General features: G+C 38.4%; 15 protein-coding genes and 1 other annotated feature. Of the genes, 13 read left to right on the top strand and 2 right to left on the bottom strand.

Features of this window, described 5'->3' with window-relative positions:
• Window positions 1–66: 66 nt before the first annotated feature.
• Window positions 67–552, bottom strand: coding sequence for a LiaF transmembrane domain-containing protein (locus MKY06_RS23875; protein ID WP_013059363.1), 486 nt, complete (start codon window positions 550–552; stop codon window positions 67–69).
• A gap of 329 nt (window positions 553–881) precedes the next feature.
• On the opposite strand from MKY06_RS23875, the gene hemA reads away from it, so the two are divergent.
• From hemA to ysxE, 8 genes are all read left to right on the top strand, one after another.
• Entirely contained in the window at window positions 882–2,222 is a 1,341-nt protein-coding gene (gene hemA / locus MKY06_RS23870) for a glutamyl-tRNA reductase (RefSeq protein WP_013085134.1), read from the top strand.
• Window positions 2,223–2,236: 14 nt separating this feature from the next.
• Complete coding sequence (locus MKY06_RS23865) at window positions 2,237–3,070, top strand: cytochrome C assembly family protein (protein WP_013059361.1); 834 nt, start codon at window positions 2,237–2,239, stop codon at window positions 3,068–3,070.
• A gap of 13 nt (window positions 3,071–3,083) precedes the next feature.
• Window positions 3,084–4,016 (top strand): hydroxymethylbilane synthase, encoded by a 933-nt coding sequence (hemC, locus tag MKY06_RS23860; RefSeq protein WP_053487758.1) that lies wholly within the window; start codon window positions 3,084–3,086, stop codon window positions 4,014–4,016.
• Window positions 4,016–4,789: a uroporphyrinogen-III synthase gene (locus MKY06_RS23855; protein ID WP_098399855.1), complete on the top strand. Its 774-nt coding sequence runs from the start codon at window positions 4,016–4,018 to the stop codon at window positions 4,787–4,789. Before hemC ends, MKY06_RS23855 begins: the two co-directional genes overlap by 1 nt.
• A 17-nt stretch (window positions 4,790–4,806) precedes the next feature.
• Window positions 4,807–5,787, top strand: coding sequence for a porphobilinogen synthase (gene hemB, locus MKY06_RS23850; RefSeq protein WP_013059358.1), 981 nt, complete (start codon window positions 4,807–4,809; stop codon window positions 5,785–5,787).
• Window positions 5,788–5,803: 16 nt separating this feature from the next.
• Window positions 5,804–7,093, top strand: coding sequence for a glutamate-1-semialdehyde 2,1-aminomutase (hemL, locus tag MKY06_RS23845; RefSeq protein WP_013059357.1), 1,290 nt, complete (start codon window positions 5,804–5,806; stop codon window positions 7,091–7,093).
• Window positions 7,094–7,240: 147 nt separating this feature from the next.
• Window positions 7,241–8,389, top strand: a complete 1,149-nt coding sequence (gene spoVID / locus MKY06_RS23840) for a stage VI sporulation protein D (protein WP_057274063.1) — start codon at window positions 7,241–7,243, stop codon at window positions 8,387–8,389.
• A gap of 77 nt (window positions 8,390–8,466) precedes the next feature.
• The gene (ysxE, locus tag MKY06_RS23835) at window positions 8,467–9,516 is read left to right on the top strand and encodes a spore coat protein YsxE (RefSeq protein WP_013085128.1); all 1,050 of its coding nucleotides are present in this window, start codon (window positions 8,467–8,469) and stop codon (window positions 9,514–9,516) included.
• Window positions 9,517–9,527: 11 nt separating this feature from the next.
• On the opposite strand, the gene MKY06_RS23830 is transcribed toward ysxE, so the two are convergent.
• Window positions 9,528–9,725, bottom strand: a complete 198-nt coding sequence (locus MKY06_RS23830) for a hypothetical protein (RefSeq protein ID WP_013059354.1) — start codon at window positions 9,723–9,725, stop codon at window positions 9,528–9,530.
• A gap of 230 nt (window positions 9,726–9,955) precedes the next feature.
• Window positions 9,956–10,200, top strand: a binding site (T-box leader).
• Between the two features lie 82 nt (window positions 10,201–10,282).
• Between MKY06_RS23830 and MKY06_RS23825 the strand changes: the two genes are divergently transcribed.
• From MKY06_RS23825 to MKY06_RS23805, 5 genes are all read left to right on the top strand, one after another.
• Complete coding sequence (locus MKY06_RS23825; RefSeq protein WP_098279044.1) at window positions 10,283–12,925, top strand: valine--tRNA ligase; 2,643 nt, start codon at window positions 10,283–10,285, stop codon at window positions 12,923–12,925.
• 96 nt (window positions 12,926–13,021) lie between these two features.
• Entirely contained in the window at window positions 13,022–14,320 is a 1,299-nt protein-coding gene (locus tag MKY06_RS23820; RefSeq protein WP_289919689.1) for a bifunctional folylpolyglutamate synthase/dihydrofolate synthase, read from the top strand.
• Between the two features lie 156 nt (window positions 14,321–14,476).
• Window positions 14,477–15,034 (top strand): DUF420 domain-containing protein, encoded by a 558-nt coding sequence (locus MKY06_RS23815; RefSeq protein WP_013059351.1) that lies wholly within the window; start codon window positions 14,477–14,479, stop codon window positions 15,032–15,034.
• 185 nt (window positions 15,035–15,219) lie between these two features.
• Window positions 15,220–15,414, top strand: a complete 195-nt coding sequence (locus MKY06_RS23810; RefSeq protein ID WP_098399857.1) for a hypothetical protein — start codon at window positions 15,220–15,222, stop codon at window positions 15,412–15,414.
• Complete coding sequence (locus tag MKY06_RS23805; RefSeq protein WP_013059349.1) at window positions 15,411–16,202, top strand: prepilin peptidase; 792 nt, start codon at window positions 15,411–15,413, stop codon at window positions 16,200–16,202. Before MKY06_RS23810 ends, MKY06_RS23805 begins: the two co-directional genes overlap by 4 nt.
• Window positions 16,203–16,213: the final 11 nt, after the last annotated feature.

Genomic DNA, 16,213 nt, shown 5'->3' with positions numbered 1-16,213 from the left:
AACGTTTATCATCACTCTAACAGGAAGTGAGTCAAACGTTCCATTTTTTTAACTTGTTTACATAGATTACTTTCGTTTGAAAAATAATAAATATAGCCCAACTAGTAACAATAAAATAGGCCAGAAGGTTGTTAAATAATTTACGCCGTCTTCAACTTTTGGCAAAAATAGTTTAAGACGGTCTGAAAACATCATTAAAATGGCAATAATTAAAAGGGTGCCGCCTTGGAAAAAGCCTGATTTGGCTTTTCTAGCACTGAGTAAAAAGCTAATGGCCACCATAAAAACGACCATGCTAATATTCGTAGGCCAAAAGGGAATTTGTTCACTTACATAGAAATGAATACCTAAAGTGATTAATATGTAGCTTGCAAGCAAGTTTGAATGATCTTGAGATAAAGCAGACTCAGTTAACAGGGCTGCTCCTATTAAAATTAACAGTACAGGCCACGTGTATACCTTTGCTGCAATGCTCATATGTAGTTCATTCAGTAAGAAAAAGATTCCAAATCCAACTAGTAAGACACCAAAAAACATTGATTGCTTTTTCATAGTAACCTCCAGGTGTTTCAAAACAGAAAACGTGATAAAACGCTGCTTTTTTGATACAATTTATTACGGAATAACAGTTAATATCTTAACACATGTTTTCAAAGACTGTTCACATTTTTTTTTCGAATGACTTATAGAACATGTTATAATAGTTAGAGATAAGGCGAAGCTTACACCTGTGTAATGTCCGCCGCTTTTTACGAATAGTAGAATGAAGAACGCCGGATTTTACGGGCAGTTATCTCACTGTAGCTCTTTGGAAATTTAGGGGTTACTGCCCGTCAAATTCGGATAAATAAGCACATTTCAATTATAGGGGGTATGTACAAATGCATATTATAGCAGTCGGCTTAAACTTTCGAACAGCCCCTGTTGAAATAAGAGAAAAGCTTAGTTTTAATGAGCAAGAACTAGCATCTGCCATGAAAACGTTAAGCGGCCAAAAAAGTATTTTGGAAAACATCATTGTTTCAACATGCAATCGTACGGAAATTTATGCTGTTGTTGATCAATTACACACGGGCCGTTATTATGTAAAAGCATTTTTAGCTGAATGGTTCGGAATAGATAAAGAAGAGTTTTCGCCTTATTTAACCATCTATGAAAATGATGGAGCCATCGAACATTTATACCGAGTAGCATGTGGATTAGATTCAATGGTGATTGGTGAAACACAAATTCTTGGACAAGTGCGTTCAAGCTTTTTGCTTGCTCAAGAAGAAGAAACAATTGGAACGGTTTTTAATCAGCTGTTTAAACAAGCTGTGACATTAGCCAAAAAAGCTCATCATGAAACAGAAATTGGTGCGAATGCAGTTTCTGTCAGCTATGCAGCCGTAGAGCTTGCTAAAAAGATTTTTGGAGACTTATCATCCAAACATGTGTTGATTCTTGGTGCGGGAAAAATGGGTCAGCTTGCCGTACAGAATTTATATGGCAGCGGAGCTAAAAAAGTAACGGTAGTGAATCGAACATTTGAAAAGGCACAAGAGCTAGCAAACCGTTTTTCTGGAGAAGCCAAACCATTTGCTGATCTTCAACATGCTTTAAGCGAAGCAGATATCTTAATTAGTTCAACAGGGGCTAATGACTATGTAGTAACGAAACAAATGATGAGTGAAGCCGAGCGTACGCGTAAAGGTCGTCCATTGTTTATGGTAGACATCGCCGTTCCGCGTGACTTAGATCCAGAACTAGATGAGCTAGAGACGGTCTTTTTATATGATATCGACGATTTAAACGGGATTGTAGAATCCAATTTGCAAGAGCGTCAAAAAGCTGCGGATGAAATTGAAATTATGCTTGAAGCTGAAATTGTTGCTTTCAAGTCTTGGCTTGGTACATTAGGCGTTGTGCCTGTTATTTCTGCACTTCGTCAAAAAGCACTTACCATTCAAGCTGAAACGATGAAAAGCATTGATCGTAAGCTTCCAGATTTATCTGAGCGTGAGCGTAAAGTTTTAAATAAACATACAAAAAGTATAATTAATCAACTTCTTCGCGATCCAATTTTACACGCGAAAGAATTGGCTGGAGAGAAACATGCTGAAGAGTCTTTAGAGCTGTTCATGAAGATTTTTAATATTGAACAGGAAGTTGCTTTGCAAAAAGAAAAAGAAGAGCAGCTTCATACATCGATTACGTCTCATTCAGTAGCTTATCAGTCTTAAGTGAGGATTGAATAATGGTTGATATGGAATTAACCAGAATCTATGAATTGATTGTGATTTTATACGCGGTGAGCGTTTTATTATATTTTATTGATTTTGTACAAAATAACCGGAAGGCAAACTCGATAGCCTTCTGGTTACTTTCTATTGTGTGGGTTTTGCAAACAGCCTTTTTAATTTTACGAATGTTTGAGACGGGAAGGTTTCCTATTTTGACCGTTTCTGAAGGGCTTTATTTTTACGCGTGGGTCTTAATTACTCTTTCACTTGTGATTAATCGCCTGTTCCGCGTTGATTTTATGGTGTTTTTTACAAATGTGATTGGTTTCTTAATTATGGCTATTCATACGTTTGCTCCACTTGAAACATACACTGCTGTCCAGTCGGAGCGCCTTGTGTCAGAATTATTAATCATTCATATTACTATGGCTATTTTATCTTACGGCGCTTTTTCAGTCTCTTTTGTTTTTTCCGCCCTGTATCTTGTTCAGTATAATTTATTGAAAAAGAAGAAGTGGGGCAAGCGCTTGCTAAGAATTGAAGATTTAACAAAGCTAGATTACATGTCCTATGTATTAATTTTAATTGGTGTACCGCTGTTATTGCTTTCGTTAATCTTAGGAATCATATGGGCTTATATTAAATACGTAGATTTTCATTGGTACGATACAAAAGTGTTAGGTTCATTTTTAATGTTTGTTGCATACAGCGCTTACTTGTATGCTAGACTGCGTAGAGGTATTCAAGGAAAGGCAATCGCAATGTGGAATATTGGATTGTTCTTAGTCTTACTTATTAATTTCTTTTTATTTGGCAGTTTATCGAATTTTCACTTTTGGGGTTCGTAATTAGGAGGACAACATGCGAAAAATTATTGTCGGCTCTCGTCGAAGCAAACTTGCGTTAACACAGACCAAGTGGGTCATTGAACAGTTAAAAAAACAAGGTCTTCCTTTTGAGTTTGAAATTAAAGAAATGGTTACAAAAGGGGACCAAATTTTAAATGTAACGCTGTCCAAAGTAGGCGGTAAAGGTCTTTTTGTAAAAGAAATTGAACAAGCCATGTTAGATAAAGAAATTGATATGGCCGTTCATAGTATGAAAGATATGCCGGCTGTTTTGCCAGAAGGATTAACGATTGGATGTATTCCTTTACGAGAAGATCATCGTGATGCGCTTATTTCAAAAAATGGTGAGCGATTTGAGGAGCTACCAAGCGGTGCTGTGATTGGGACAAGCAGCTTGCGTCGAGGGGCACAGCTTCTATCTATGCGTTCAGATATCGAAATTAAATGGATTCGAGGAAATATCGACACACGCCTAGAGAAATTAAAAAATGAAGATTACGATGCGATTATCTTGGCAGCTGCAGGGTTATCTCGTATGGGCTGGTCGAAAGATACGGTCACTCAGTACCTAGAGCCGGAAATAAGCGTTCCCGCTGTGGGACAAGGAGCTTTAGCTATCGAATGCCGAGAAAATGACCATGAATTATTATCGCTTCTTCAAGCTCTAAATCATGATGAAACCGCTCGTGCTGTTAGAGCTGAACGCGTATTTTTAAAAGAGATGGAAGGCGGATGCCAAGTGCCGATTGCGGGTTATGGGCGTATATTGGACGGCGGAAACATTGAGCTAACGTCGCTAGTTGCGTCTCCTGATGGCAAAACAATTTACAAAGAGCACATTACGGGAAAAGACCCCGTTGCTATCGGTTCAGAAGCTGCTGAGCGCTTAACATCTCAAGGAGCTAAGCTTTTAATTGACCGTGTAAAAGAGGAGCTGGACAAATAATGAGTCATGAGGCTCCTCTTTTTTTGAAAAAAGTTTTGATTACAAGAGAAGCGAAGCAGGCTCATTCATTTGCAGCGCAGGTTAAAAAGCTTGGAGGCATACCTTTAAGCTTACCAGTCCTCACGTTCGTACGTTCTAACAATGAAAAAGAAGTGGAAGATGTCCTGCTGTCGATTGACTGTTTTGATTGGATTGTTTTTACAAGTCAAAACGGCATTTCTTTTTTCTTTGAATGGCTAAAAGAGTTAAATATCAGTTGGAGTGTTTTAAAAAGATTAAAAGTGGCTGCGGTTGGAGAAAAAACCGCAAAATTGCTAGAAAAACACGATGTTAATGTGCAACTTGTTCCAAAAGAATACGTTGCGGAATCACTTCTTGAGTCGTTAAAAGCAAATGTGTCACATCACGAGCGAGTTCTCCTTGTACGAGGACAATTAGCCCGCTCTGTTTTAAAAGATGGGTTAAAAGAGTGTGAGGTAACGGATCTAGTTGTATATCATACCATTCAAAATCAAGACTCTGAACGCTTGGTTAAGCAACATTTAGAAACAGGAATTGATGCCATTACTTTTACAAGTTCTTCTACAGTGAGATTTTTTGTCGAGTCAGTTAAAGATATTCCGAATTGGCTTGAGCTTATAAATAGAACCAAAGTTGTTTGCATCGGTCCTATTACGAGTCAAACAGCGAGCGAGTATGGAATTAAGCATCTTGTTCCTAACACATACACAATAAATGGTATGATAGATATGTTGGTTAGTTGTTTTGAATAATAAAGGAGGATTTTAACATGAAAGACTTACAATTTACACGTCATCGTCGTCTTCGTAATTCTGTAAATATGCGTGCGCTTGTACGCGAAACACATTTACATCCTGAAGACTTTATATATCCTATTTTTATTGTAGAAGGTGAACAAAAAAGAAATGCTGTAAAATCAATGCCAGGTGTGGATCAAATTTCTTTAGACTACTTGAATGATGAAATCCAAGAGTTAGTCGATTTAGGAATCAAGTCAGCTATGGTATTTGGTGTTCCCGCTGAAAAAGATGCGGTGGGCTCACAGGCATACCATGACCACGGAATTGTCCAAAAAGGTATTCGTCAAATTAAAGAAAATTTTCCAGACTTTGTTGTTATCGCAGATACATGCTTATGTCAATACACAGATCATGGCCACTGTGGTGTAATTGAAGACGGAAAAATCTTAAACGATCCTAGCCTTGACTTATTAGCGCGTACAGCGGTTAGTCAAGCTAAAGCAGGAGCGGATATTATTGCGCCTTCAAACATGATGGACGGTTTCGTGGCAGCTATTCGCCACGGTCTAGACGAAGGTGGATTTGAAGATGTGCCCGTGATGTCTTATGCTGTTAAATATGCATCTGCTTTTTACGGACCATTCCGCGATGCAGCGCATTCTTCTCCTCAATTTGGAGACCGTAAAACATATCAAATGGACCCAGCCAATCGCTTAGAAGCACTTCGAGAAGCAGAATCTGATGTCGAAGAAGGAGCAGATTTCTTAATTGTAAAACCAGCTCTATCATATTTAGATATTATGCGCGATGTGAAAAATACGTTTAATTTACCGGTAGTGGCTTATAATGTGAGCGGTGAATATTCAATGATTAAAGCGGCAGCTCAAAACGGCTGGGTAAATGAAAAAGAGATTGTTCTTGAAAAATTAATTAGCATGAAGCGTGCAGGAGCGGATTTAATTGTAACGTATCATGCTAAAGACGCAGCACGCTGGTTATCTGACAAGTAATTAAGGAGGCTTACACATGAGAAGTTATGAAAAGTCAAAAGCAGCTTTTTTAGAAGCGCAGCAATTAATGCCGGGTGGAGTAAACAGTCCTGTTCGTGCATTTAAATCAGTAGATATGGATCCTATTTTTATGGAACGAGGAAAAGGCGCTACGATTTACGATATTGACGGCAACAAATATATTGACTACGTCTTATCATGGGGACCTTTAATTCACGGACATTCCAACGATCAAGTAGTTGAAGCAGTAAAAAAAGTAACGGAATCTGGTACAAGCTTTGGTGCACCAACATTAATTGAAAATGAGCTTGCTAAGGTTGTTATTGAGCGCGTTCCTTCAATCGAAATCGTCCGTATGGTGAGTTCAGGTACGGAAGCAACGATGAGCGCACTGCGTTTAGCACGTGGCTATACGGGCCGCAACAAAATTTTAAAATTTGAAGGCTGTTACCATGGACACGGTGACTCTCTTCTAATTAAAGCTGGCTCAGGCGTTGCAACGTTAGGCCTACCAGATAGCCCGGGAGTGCCTGAAGGAATCGCTAAAAACACGATTACAGTGCCGTACAATGATTTAGAAAGCGTACAATATGCTTTTAAAGAATTCGGAGATGACATTGCCGGAGTAATCGTTGAACCGGTAGCAGGAAATATGGGTGTGGTACCGCCTCAGCCAGGTTTCTTACAAGGGCTTCGTGATATCACATCAGAATATGGCTCACTGCTCATTTTTGATGAAGTAATGACAGGGTTCCGCGTAGCGTACAACTGTGCACAGGGCTACTATAACATTACGCCTGACTTAACTTGCTTAGGAAAAGTAATCGGTGGTGGTTTACCAGTAGGTGCTTACGGTGGTAAAGCAGAAATTATGGAGCGAGTTGCACCAAGCGGCCCGATTTATCAAGCAGGTACATTATCAGGTAATCCGCTTGCGATGACAGCTGGATACGAGACGTTAACGCAGCTAACACCTCAATCCTACGATGAGTTCATTCGTAAAGCAGATCGCTTAGAAGAAGGATTGATGGCAGCAGCTGAAAAATATGATGTGCCGTTTACGGTGAACCGAGCTGGTTCAATGATCGGTTTCTTCTTTACAAATGAACAGGTAATAAATTACGAAACAGCGAAAACATCGAATTTAGATTATTTTGCAGCTTACTATCGTGAAATGGCTAATGAAGGCGTGTTTTTACCTCCTTCTCAATTCGAAGGAATGTTTTTATCAACTTCTCATACAGATGCAGACATTGAACATACAATTGCAGCAGCTGAAAAAGCTTTTTCGAAGTTACGTGGATAAACAGATAAATAAGATTGACTTTTATATCAAAGCTTACGGAGTATTCCGTAAGCTTTTTTAGTTTTAAAGACATATTTTAATTTATTTGTTCATACATCTTTAATGACCGCGCTATTACCTGGCGGGTGTTGGAAGGGGGAGAACAATTTGTCGCAGGATAATTTATCATGTCTGCGTTTTTCCGTAGAAGAATCAGTATGGTTTCAAAAAGGACAGGAAGTCTCACAACTTTTGTCTATCTCCTTAGAGCCTCAAGTATCTATTCAAGAATATGACCAATACGTGTCTATTCGAGGAGCATTACAATTAACAGGTGAATACGAAACGTACGAGGGAGAGCACTCGTTACGCGAATATACAAATGAGAATCAAGTGCAATCTATCTCTGTCCGTGAAGACGGAACGGCTGAATTATCACATCAATTTCCTGTTGATATTACCATTCCTAAAAATCGTATTCAAAGTATTGAAGACGTATATGTATCTATTGATTTATTTGATTATGAATTGCCGGGCACAAATCAGCTGCAGCTAATGGCTGACTTGTCCATCACAGGGTTGTACGGAGAACAGCATGAAGAACGAGAAGAAGAGGAAGAGTTTTCGGAGGAACAGCACATCGTCTCCTATGAAGAAGTGGACGATGCTGAAGAAGTATATACTGAAAACGTTGCTCAAGAAGAAGAGGAACAAGAAGAACAAGAGTTTGACGTAAGCTATCGTGAAGCTCCCGCACTTTTAGAAGCAGAGGCTATTGAAGAAGAGCATTCAGAAGAGCCCCCTAGTTATTTTTCATCTGTATTTAAAAAAGAATCTCGTGCTGAGCCGGTCGTGGAATATGAAGAGGAAGCATATGAACCATTTGAAGTCGAAGTGAAAAAAGAGGCGCAAATCGAGGAAGAAAGAGAAGACAACGTGATTGAGCTCTTTCAGCTTCGTCAAGAGCAAGAAAGCTTCGAAGAATCGCAAGCTAGTGAATTGAATACGTATGCTGACGTTCAACAAGAGACTGAGCAAGAAGAAGCTGAACAAGAAGAGGAAAAGATTATTGTTGAATTTCGGAAAGAAGAAAATGAAAGCGGCCGAAATGAAAACGCCCTTTATTTAACAAAGCTCTTTTCGCGGGAAGAAGAAGCTTTTTCAACGTGGAAGCTTTGTATTGTTCAAGACGGAGATTCGCTTGATACGATAGCAAACCGCTATAATACGAATGTACAAAACATTTTACGAGTGAATAATTTAGAAGATGAATATGAGCTGGAAGAAGGAAGCATCTTAAATATTCCCGTTCGTTAAAGTCGGAAAGAAAACAGTTTTGACGCATATAATGTCTTAACTGTTTTCTTTATTTTTTACGAGGAAGGAGAATATAGATGCAGCGGACAGTAGCAGACTACAAAGTATTGTTAAAAGAATATGACTTAGATGTTGACTTTATCGAAGACTACGGAAAAGTAAAAAAAGTCTATACGAAAACCGGCGTGTTTGCGCTTAAAGAAATGGCGAATCATCAAGAACGAAATCAAAACTTCATTCAAAAGCTGCAGAACGTGTATCAAAAAGGATGGATGGGATTTGTCCCTATTTATCAAACGAAGCGTTCTCAGCCCATTGTTTCAGATGAAAGCGGCTCGTATTACTTAATGCCGTGGCTCCCAAATAATCCGACCGAAGAGCGTGATATTCGATATCATAAATTATTTCAAGAGCTTGCTAAGCTTCACGGCGCTTCGGCGCAGGAAGTAGAAGTGAAAAAAGAAGATATAGAAAATCATTATACATCGATGAAAGAAACGTGGGAAAAACGTCAGGAAGAGCTGAAGCAGTACGTAGTAGAATGCGAGAAGAAAGTCTATATGTCTCCGTTTGAATTGCATTACTGTACATTTTATTATGAAATGACAAGAGCGCTTGAATTTGGTTTTGGAAAGCTCGATCAGTGGAACGATGAAATGGAAGAAAAGGAAAAGATCCGGCTGGTTACTTCTCATGGAAAGCTATCGGCTAAACACTTTATCTATGACGAGCGGGGAAATGGTTTTTTTATTAATTTTGAACATGCAAAAGATGCTTCACCGATTTATGATTTGGTCTCATTTTATTTCCGTACTCTTCGCACATACCCAGTAACTACCTATGACAGCTATGAGTGGTTTAGTACGTATGAAAAACATTTTGCTCTCAGAGAAGAGGAACGGCTGCTTTTGCACAGTTATTTGGCGTTTCCAGAACCCTTGTATCAGTGTATCGTTCAATATAGGCAGCATAAAGAAAGTAAAACAGAGCTTGAACATATGCAGTCATTTATTCGAGCATACTGGCTGACGAAAAACATTGAACAGCTCAATATTAAAATATTTGAAGTAGATCAGCAAAAAAAAATGGCAGCGGAAGCAGCTGCACAAGCCCAAGCGAACGAATAGCGCTTGGGTTTTTAAATCCAGTCGGAATATAAAGCAACCGCTAGTATGGCAAGCAATGCCAACAACAGTACATCAAAGGTTGTAGGGAAAAATAGTGTACGTATACCTTGAAAAATTGTTAAAGGAACAATAAACTGTCCACAAGCCGCTCCTGCTGTTTTGAGCCACCGCTGCAGCTGATACGAATTTACATTTATTCGTTTCTTCATTTGTACATGCCCCTTTCAATCCACGTGCCCAGGTTAAAGTAAGTATATGAAAAAAGAAAGAAATGGTGACATTTTTTTGAGTGGGCTCTTCATTTTATTTCCAAAATTAGCGAGCGAATGAAAAAATAAAGAGCAGAACAAAAAAATTATGAATATAATCATAAAAAAATGGAGAAGATTATTGACGATTCAACATTTTTTCATATAGTATAATTAAGAGAAATTCATACATAAATACAGTGAATAGGAAGAGTACGGGATGTTCGTCTTTCAGAGAGAGAAATCAGTTGCTGTGAGATTTCTTAAGAATGTGCACTCGGAATGTCGCCTATGAGTAGCTTTTTTGAACAGCTGCATAGCTCAGTAGAAAAAGCCGGTTAATCAACCGTTATGAAATGAAGTGTATAGGCTTATCAAACGGGATACGTCTATAAAAAAAGGTGGTACCGCGAAATCAACTCCTTTCGTCCTTTTATTAGGAAAGGAGTTTTTTTATGTTTATAAAAGCTTTACACAGTTTCTAAAGACTGAAACTTTATATTATGGAGGTATACATTATGTCTGAAAAAGAAGTGAGTCTTCCAACGAAGTATGATCCAAAAGCCGTTGAAGAAAATCGTTATCAGTATTGGTTAGACGGGAAGTTTTTTGAAGCAACAAATGACCCTGAAAAAGAGCCATATACAATTGTAATTCCACCCCCAAACGTAACGGGCAAGCTGCATTTAGGCCACGCTTGGGATACAACGTTACAAGACATCTTAACGCGTATGAAGCGCATGCAAGGCTATGACGTTTTATGGCTTCCTGGCATGGACCATGCGGGGATTGCAACGCAGGCAAAAGTAGAAGAAAAGCTTCGCAGCGAAGGGAAAAGCCGCTACGATCTAGGCCGCGAAAATTTTGTAGCCGAAACGTGGAAATGGAAAGAAGAATATGCAAGCTTTATTCGCCAGCAGTGGTCGAAGCTAGGACTTGGCTTAGACTATTCACGCGAGCGCTTCACGCTTGATGAAGGCCTTTCTAAAGCAGTGCGCGAAGTATTCGTAACGCTTTACAAAAAAGGGTTAATCTACCGCGGAGAATATATTATTAACTGGGATCCAGCTACAAAAACAGCTCTTTCAGACATCGAGGTTATTTACAAAGATGTACAAGGTGCGTTTTATCATATGCGCTATCCGTTGGCAGATGGTTCTGGACATATTGAAATCGCAACAACTCGTCCTGAAACAATGCTAGGAGATACGGCTGTAGCTGTTCACCCTGAAGATGATCGCTATAAGCACTTAATCGGCAAAAAGGTTGTCCTTCCGATTGTAGGGCGTGAAATTCCAATCGTAGGCGATGATTATGTAGATATGGAATTCGGTTCTGGTGCGGTGAAAATCACGCCTGCTCATGACCCGAACGATTTTGAAATTGGAAACCGTCATAATTTAGAGCGTATTTTAGTGATGAATCAAGACGGTACGATGAACGACAAAGCAGGTAAATATGAAGGAATGGATCGTTTTGCTTGCCGTAAGCAAATTGTTAAAGACCTTCAAGAAGACGGTGTATTGTTCAACATTGAAGACCACATGCATTCAGTAGGTCACAGTGAACGAAGCGGTGCCGTTGTTGAACCTTATTTATCAACTCAGTGGTTTGTAAAAATGCAGCCGTTAGCAGATAAAGCAGTAGATCTTCAAAAACAAGAAGAAAAAGTAAACTTTGTGCCTGATCGTTTTGAAAAGACATACTTACACTGGATGGAAAATATTCGCGACTGGTGTATTTCGCGTCAGCTTTGGTGGGGACATCGCATTCCAGCTTGGTATCATAAAGAAACTGGAGAAGTATACGTAGATCATGAGGCTCCAGCAGATATCGAAAACTGGGAACAAGATTCAGATGTATTAGACACATGGTTCAGTTCAGCGCTATGGCCATTCTCAACAATGGGCTGGCCCGATGTGGATGCAGCTGATTTCAAACGCTACTACCCAACAAATGTGCTTGTAACAGGCTACGATATTATTTTCTTCTGGGTATCTCGTATGATTTTCCAAGGTCTTGAATTTACGGGTAAACGTCCGTTTGACGATGTACTCATTCACGGTCTTGTACGAGATGCTGAAGGTCGTAAAATGAGTAAATCACTTGGTAACGGTGTAGATCCAATGGAAGTAATCGAGAAATACGGTGCAGATTCTCTTCGCTACTTCTTATCTACAGGAAGCTCACCAGGACAAGATTTACGCTTCAGCTTTGAAAAAGTCGAAGCGACATGGAACTTTGCAAATAAAATTTGGAATGCTTCTCGTTTTGCATTAATGAACATGGACGGCATCACATTTGAAGAGCTTGATTTATCAGGCGAAAAGTCTGTTGCTGATAAATGGATTTTAACGCGCTTAAATGAAACGATTGAGCACGTAACAAAATTAGCTGACAAATATGAATTCGGTGAAGTTGGACGTATTCTCTATAACTTTATTTGGGATGATTTCTGCGATTGGTACATTGAAATGGCTAAACTTCCTCTTTACGGAGAAGATGAAGCAGCTAAAAAGACAACTCGCTCAATTTTAGCTTATGTACTTGATAATACAATGCGACTTTTACATCCATTCATGCCGTTTATTACCGAAGAAATTTGGCAAAGCTTGCCGCATGAAGGCGAATCAATTACAGTAGCTAAATGGCCGGAAGTACGCCCTGAGCTTTCTGATAAAGAAGCTGCTAACGATATGCGTTTACTTGTAGATATTATCCGCGCTGTTCGTAACATTCGTGCTGAAGTGAACACGCCGATGAGCAAACAAGTAAAATTATTTATCAAAGCTAAAGATGAAAATATTCAAAGCCAGCTCGAAAAGAACCGTGCGTATGTAGAACGTTTCTGTAATCCAAGTGAGCTTGTGATCTCAACAGATGTTTCATTAGATGAAAAAGCGATGACTGCTGTTGTAACAGGCGCAGAATTAATTTTACCTCTTGAAGGTTTAATTAATATCGAAGAAGAAATCGCGCGTTTAGAAAAAGAATACGACAAGTTAAACAAAGAAGTAGAACGTGTACAAAAGAAATTAAACAACCAAGGCTTTATTGCAAAAGCGCCTGCTAAAGTAGTAGAAGAAGAGCGTGCAAAAGAGCAGGATTATGTTGAAAAACGCGAAGCTGTTCAGTCTCGTATTGCTGAATTACGCGGATAATCAATGGGTTAATGAACCAACAGAAAAAGCGTGGCTTGTATAGCGACGCTTTTTCTTTACATAATAATAGCGATGGAAAAGAAAGGTGAATAAAAGATGATAACGACATATGAAGAAGCGCTTGATTGGATTCATAACAGACTTCGCTTTGGAATCAAGCCGGGGTTAGAACGAATGGAATGGATGCTAGAGCAGCTTGATTTTCCGCAGCAAAATCTAAATGCTATTCATGTTGCTGGTACGAATGGTAAAGGTTCTACCGTTTCTTATTTGCGAAACATGTTAGAAGAAGCAGGGTATAAAGTTGGAACCTTTACTTCTCCTTATATCGAAACATTTAATGAACGGATCAGCGTGAATGGAAAGCCTATTTCAAATGAAGCAATGACCGCTCTTGTTCAGGAAATAAAGCCTGTTGTGGAGCGACTAGAACATACAAACTTAGGATCAGCAACGGAATTTGAAGTGATTACAGTCATGGCTTTTCTTTATTTCGGCTATCATGAGTCAGTTGACTATGCTGTGTTTGAAACAGGTCTTGGAGGACGATATGACTCAACAAACGTTGTGAATCCTATGGTGAGTATTATTACAAACATTGGATTTGATCACATGGCAATACTAGGAGATACGGTAGAAGAAATTGCAGCAGAAAAAGCGGGGATTATTAAAAAAGAAGTCCCTATTATTACCGGTGCAGAGCAAGTAAAGGCGCTTGATGTCATTACTGAAGAAGCAAAGTCAAAGCAGGCTTCGATATTTGTGTTAGGAAAAGATTTTGACATTAAAAACTATGAGCCCTTAGCAAATGGGGAAGGCTTTGCTTTAAAAACGCCGTATGGCACATTTGAACATTTAGAATTAAATATGCTTGGCTATCATCAAGTAACAAATGCAGCTTTGGCTGTCATGGCCGTTTGTTATTTAAAAGAAAAGAAAAAGCTTTCTATCTCCAATGAGCAAATGATAAAAGGGATTCAGCATACAAAGTGGAACGGCCGCTTTGAGATAGTAAATGAGCATCCTTTAACGATTATTGATGGGGCTCATAATGCAGAAGGCATTGATAGCTTGTTATCTACTTTACGCCTTCATTATGAAGATCGAAACATTCATTTAGTTTTCAGCTGTTTAAATGATAAAAGTGCTGATCGAATGGTTCAAGAACTTGAAACAATCGCTGCAAGTATTACATTTACGTCGTTTGACTTTCCTCGTGCTCGCGCAGCTCAAGAGCTTTATGAGATGAGTACTCATCATAATAAGCATATGGATGAGGAGTGGAAAAAAGCAATTGCTTACGTAAAGGAAAAGGCGACAGGTGAACAAGACATGGTCGTGATTACAGGGTCTCTGTATTTTATATCAGAAGTGCGGGCTTTTCTTCTAAAATGAGCAAAAGCAGCAAGTGAAATCTTGCTGCTTTTAACATAATGTGAGGAAGGGATACGGATAATAAGGAAGCACTAAGTTCAAAGTATTGTCACTTTCACCCCTTAGGTAAGTGATATATAATAAACATGTACATCACTAAATAAGGAGATTGTTAACATGAGTAAGAATAATGAAAAAATTGTACCGAAAAGTAATAAAAACTTTACTGGTATTATTCTTACCTTTTCAGTGATAGCGAATGTTATTATTTTACTGCTATTCTTTTCGAATATTGGCTATCAAGGAAAAGTAAGTTTTGATTTGACTATCTTTCCACGGTTAAATGCTATTTTGAATAGTTTTACGTTTATTTTTTTAGTTGCGGCGTTGATTTCAATTTTCAGGAAAAATATTAATGCTCATAAAGGTTTTATTTTAGCAGCATTCACTTCCACACTGCTCTTTTTAGTTTCATATTTAACGTTCCATTACATTTCCACAGAAACAGCTACGTTTGGTGGAGAAGGAATCGTTCGTCCCATTTACTTCTTTATTTTGATCACACACAGTTTCCTAGCAGCGATTATTGTTCCGCTGGCACTGTTTGCACTTGTGTGGGGCTGGACAATGCAAGTTGAAAAACACAAAAAAATTGTGCGATGGACAATGCCAATCTGGCTTTATGTAAGTCTTACAGGTGTAATTGTCTACTTATTTATGGCTCCTTACTATTAAAAGACGTCTGCTTTTGCAGACGTTTTTTTATGCTGTTTTTGTTTTTTAGTGGTATAATCCTTATTACCTATAAAAAGTGTGTTTTAAGGAAGGAGGCATACAGAATATGACTTTTATGGGTATTATGATTCAGTTTATTAACGAAGGAGCTGTTTGATACTAATCAATAAAGGAGAGATATTGAAATGGATAAACTGTCAACGAGGAATAAAGGAATTTCTCTAATGAAAGTGATCATACTGGTTATCGTAATAGGTCTTCTAGCAGCTTTTCTCATTCCGTTTATTGGCAGCTATTTAAGGGAACGAGGTACATTCCTTCACTCAAAAGAAAACCTACAATTGGTAAGCAGCAGGCCTGAGATGGAAGAAATAGTATGAGTTTAATTTACCTCTATGCATTTGTTTCAGGTATCACGTTAGGTTCATTTTATAACGTAGCAGGACTTAGAATACCTCAGAAAAAATCTATTTTATCTCCAAGATCTCATTGTCCACACTGTTTATACGTTCTTTCTCCACAACAATTAATTCCCATAGTCTCCTACATTAAAAATGCAGGAAAATGTAGTATGTGTCACAAAAAAATCTCCTTCATCTACCCATTCATAGAATTTTCGACAGGAAGTTTATTTGTATATGCTTTTTTTAGATTGAATATGACGTTAGAACTGATTGTCATATTAACCTTTGTTTCTTTTTTAACAATTATAGTTGTCTCAGACATAGCCTATATGATTGTCCCAAATAAGGTACTGCTTTTCTTTTTGCCTATCTTTCTACTTGAGCGTCTTTTCATTCCATTAAATTCGTGGAGTGATTCCTTAATGGGAGGAGGAATCGCATTTTTTCTCCTCTTTCTAATCGCATTTCTCAGCAGAGGAGGGCTTGGAGAAGGAGATATTAAATTGTATGCTTTGATTGGTATTGTGCTTGGAGTAAAGCTTGTTTTGCTATCGCTTTTTTTAGCTATATTAATAGGCGGAACCGTTAGTATAGGAGCGTTATTAATGAAAAAGGCAAAGGTAGGTGTACCAATTCCTTTCGTTCCATTTATTTTTATAGGCACAATCGCTGCTTATTTTCATGGAAACGAATTGATAGATTGGTATGTTAGCAACTATTTTTTATTGAGCTTCAAGTCTTCGACAAATTTAAAATTTCTGTAACTAAATAGCGA

This window comes from Priestia sp. FSL P4-0332 (assembly GCF_038005845.1).
Lineage (GTDB): Bacteria > Bacillota > Bacilli > Bacillales > Bacillaceae_H > Priestia.
Note: the sequence above shows the minus strand (reverse complement) of the source record. Positions and strands in the feature narration are given on the sequence as shown.

Excerpts from the sequence above, each read along its gene's own strand:
- MKY06_RS23875 (WP_013059363.1), bottom strand. The coding sequence starts at position 552 with ATGAAAAAGCAATCAATGTTTTTTGGTGTCTTACTAGTTGGATTTGGA.
- hemA (WP_013085134.1), top strand. The coding sequence starts at position 882 with ATGCATATTATAGCAGTCGGCTTAAACTTTCGAACAGCCCCTGTTGAA.
- MKY06_RS23865 (WP_013059361.1), top strand. The coding sequence starts at position 2,237 with ATGGTTGATATGGAATTAACCAGAATCTATGAATTGATTGTGATTTTA.
- hemC (WP_053487758.1), top strand. The coding sequence starts at position 3,084 with ATGCGAAAAATTATTGTCGGCTCTCGTCGAAGCAAACTTGCGTTAACA.
- MKY06_RS23855 (WP_098399855.1), top strand. The coding sequence starts at position 4,016 with ATGAGTCATGAGGCTCCTCTTTTTTTGAAAAAAGTTTTGATTACAAGA.
- hemB (WP_013059358.1), top strand. The coding sequence starts at position 4,807 with ATGAAAGACTTACAATTTACACGTCATCGTCGTCTTCGTAATTCTGTA.
- hemL (WP_013059357.1), top strand. The coding sequence starts at position 5,804 with ATGAGAAGTTATGAAAAGTCAAAAGCAGCTTTTTTAGAAGCGCAGCAA.
- ysxE (WP_013085128.1), top strand. The coding sequence starts at position 8,467 with ATGCAGCGGACAGTAGCAGACTACAAAGTATTGTTAAAAGAATATGAC.
- MKY06_RS23830 (WP_013059354.1), bottom strand. The coding sequence starts at position 9,725 with ATGAAGAAACGAATAAATGTAAATTCGTATCAGCTGCAGCGGTGGCTC.
- MKY06_RS23825 (WP_098279044.1), top strand. The coding sequence starts at position 10,283 with ATGTCTGAAAAAGAAGTGAGTCTTCCAACGAAGTATGATCCAAAAGCC.
- MKY06_RS23820 (WP_289919689.1), top strand. The coding sequence starts at position 13,022 with ATGATAACGACATATGAAGAAGCGCTTGATTGGATTCATAACAGACTT.
- MKY06_RS23815 (WP_013059351.1), top strand. The coding sequence starts at position 14,477 with ATGAGTAAGAATAATGAAAAAATTGTACCGAAAAGTAATAAAAACTTT.
- MKY06_RS23810 (WP_098399857.1), top strand. The coding sequence starts at position 15,220 with ATGGATAAACTGTCAACGAGGAATAAAGGAATTTCTCTAATGAAAGTG.
- MKY06_RS23805 (WP_013059349.1), top strand. The coding sequence starts at position 15,411 with ATGAGTTTAATTTACCTCTATGCATTTGTTTCAGGTATCACGTTAGGT.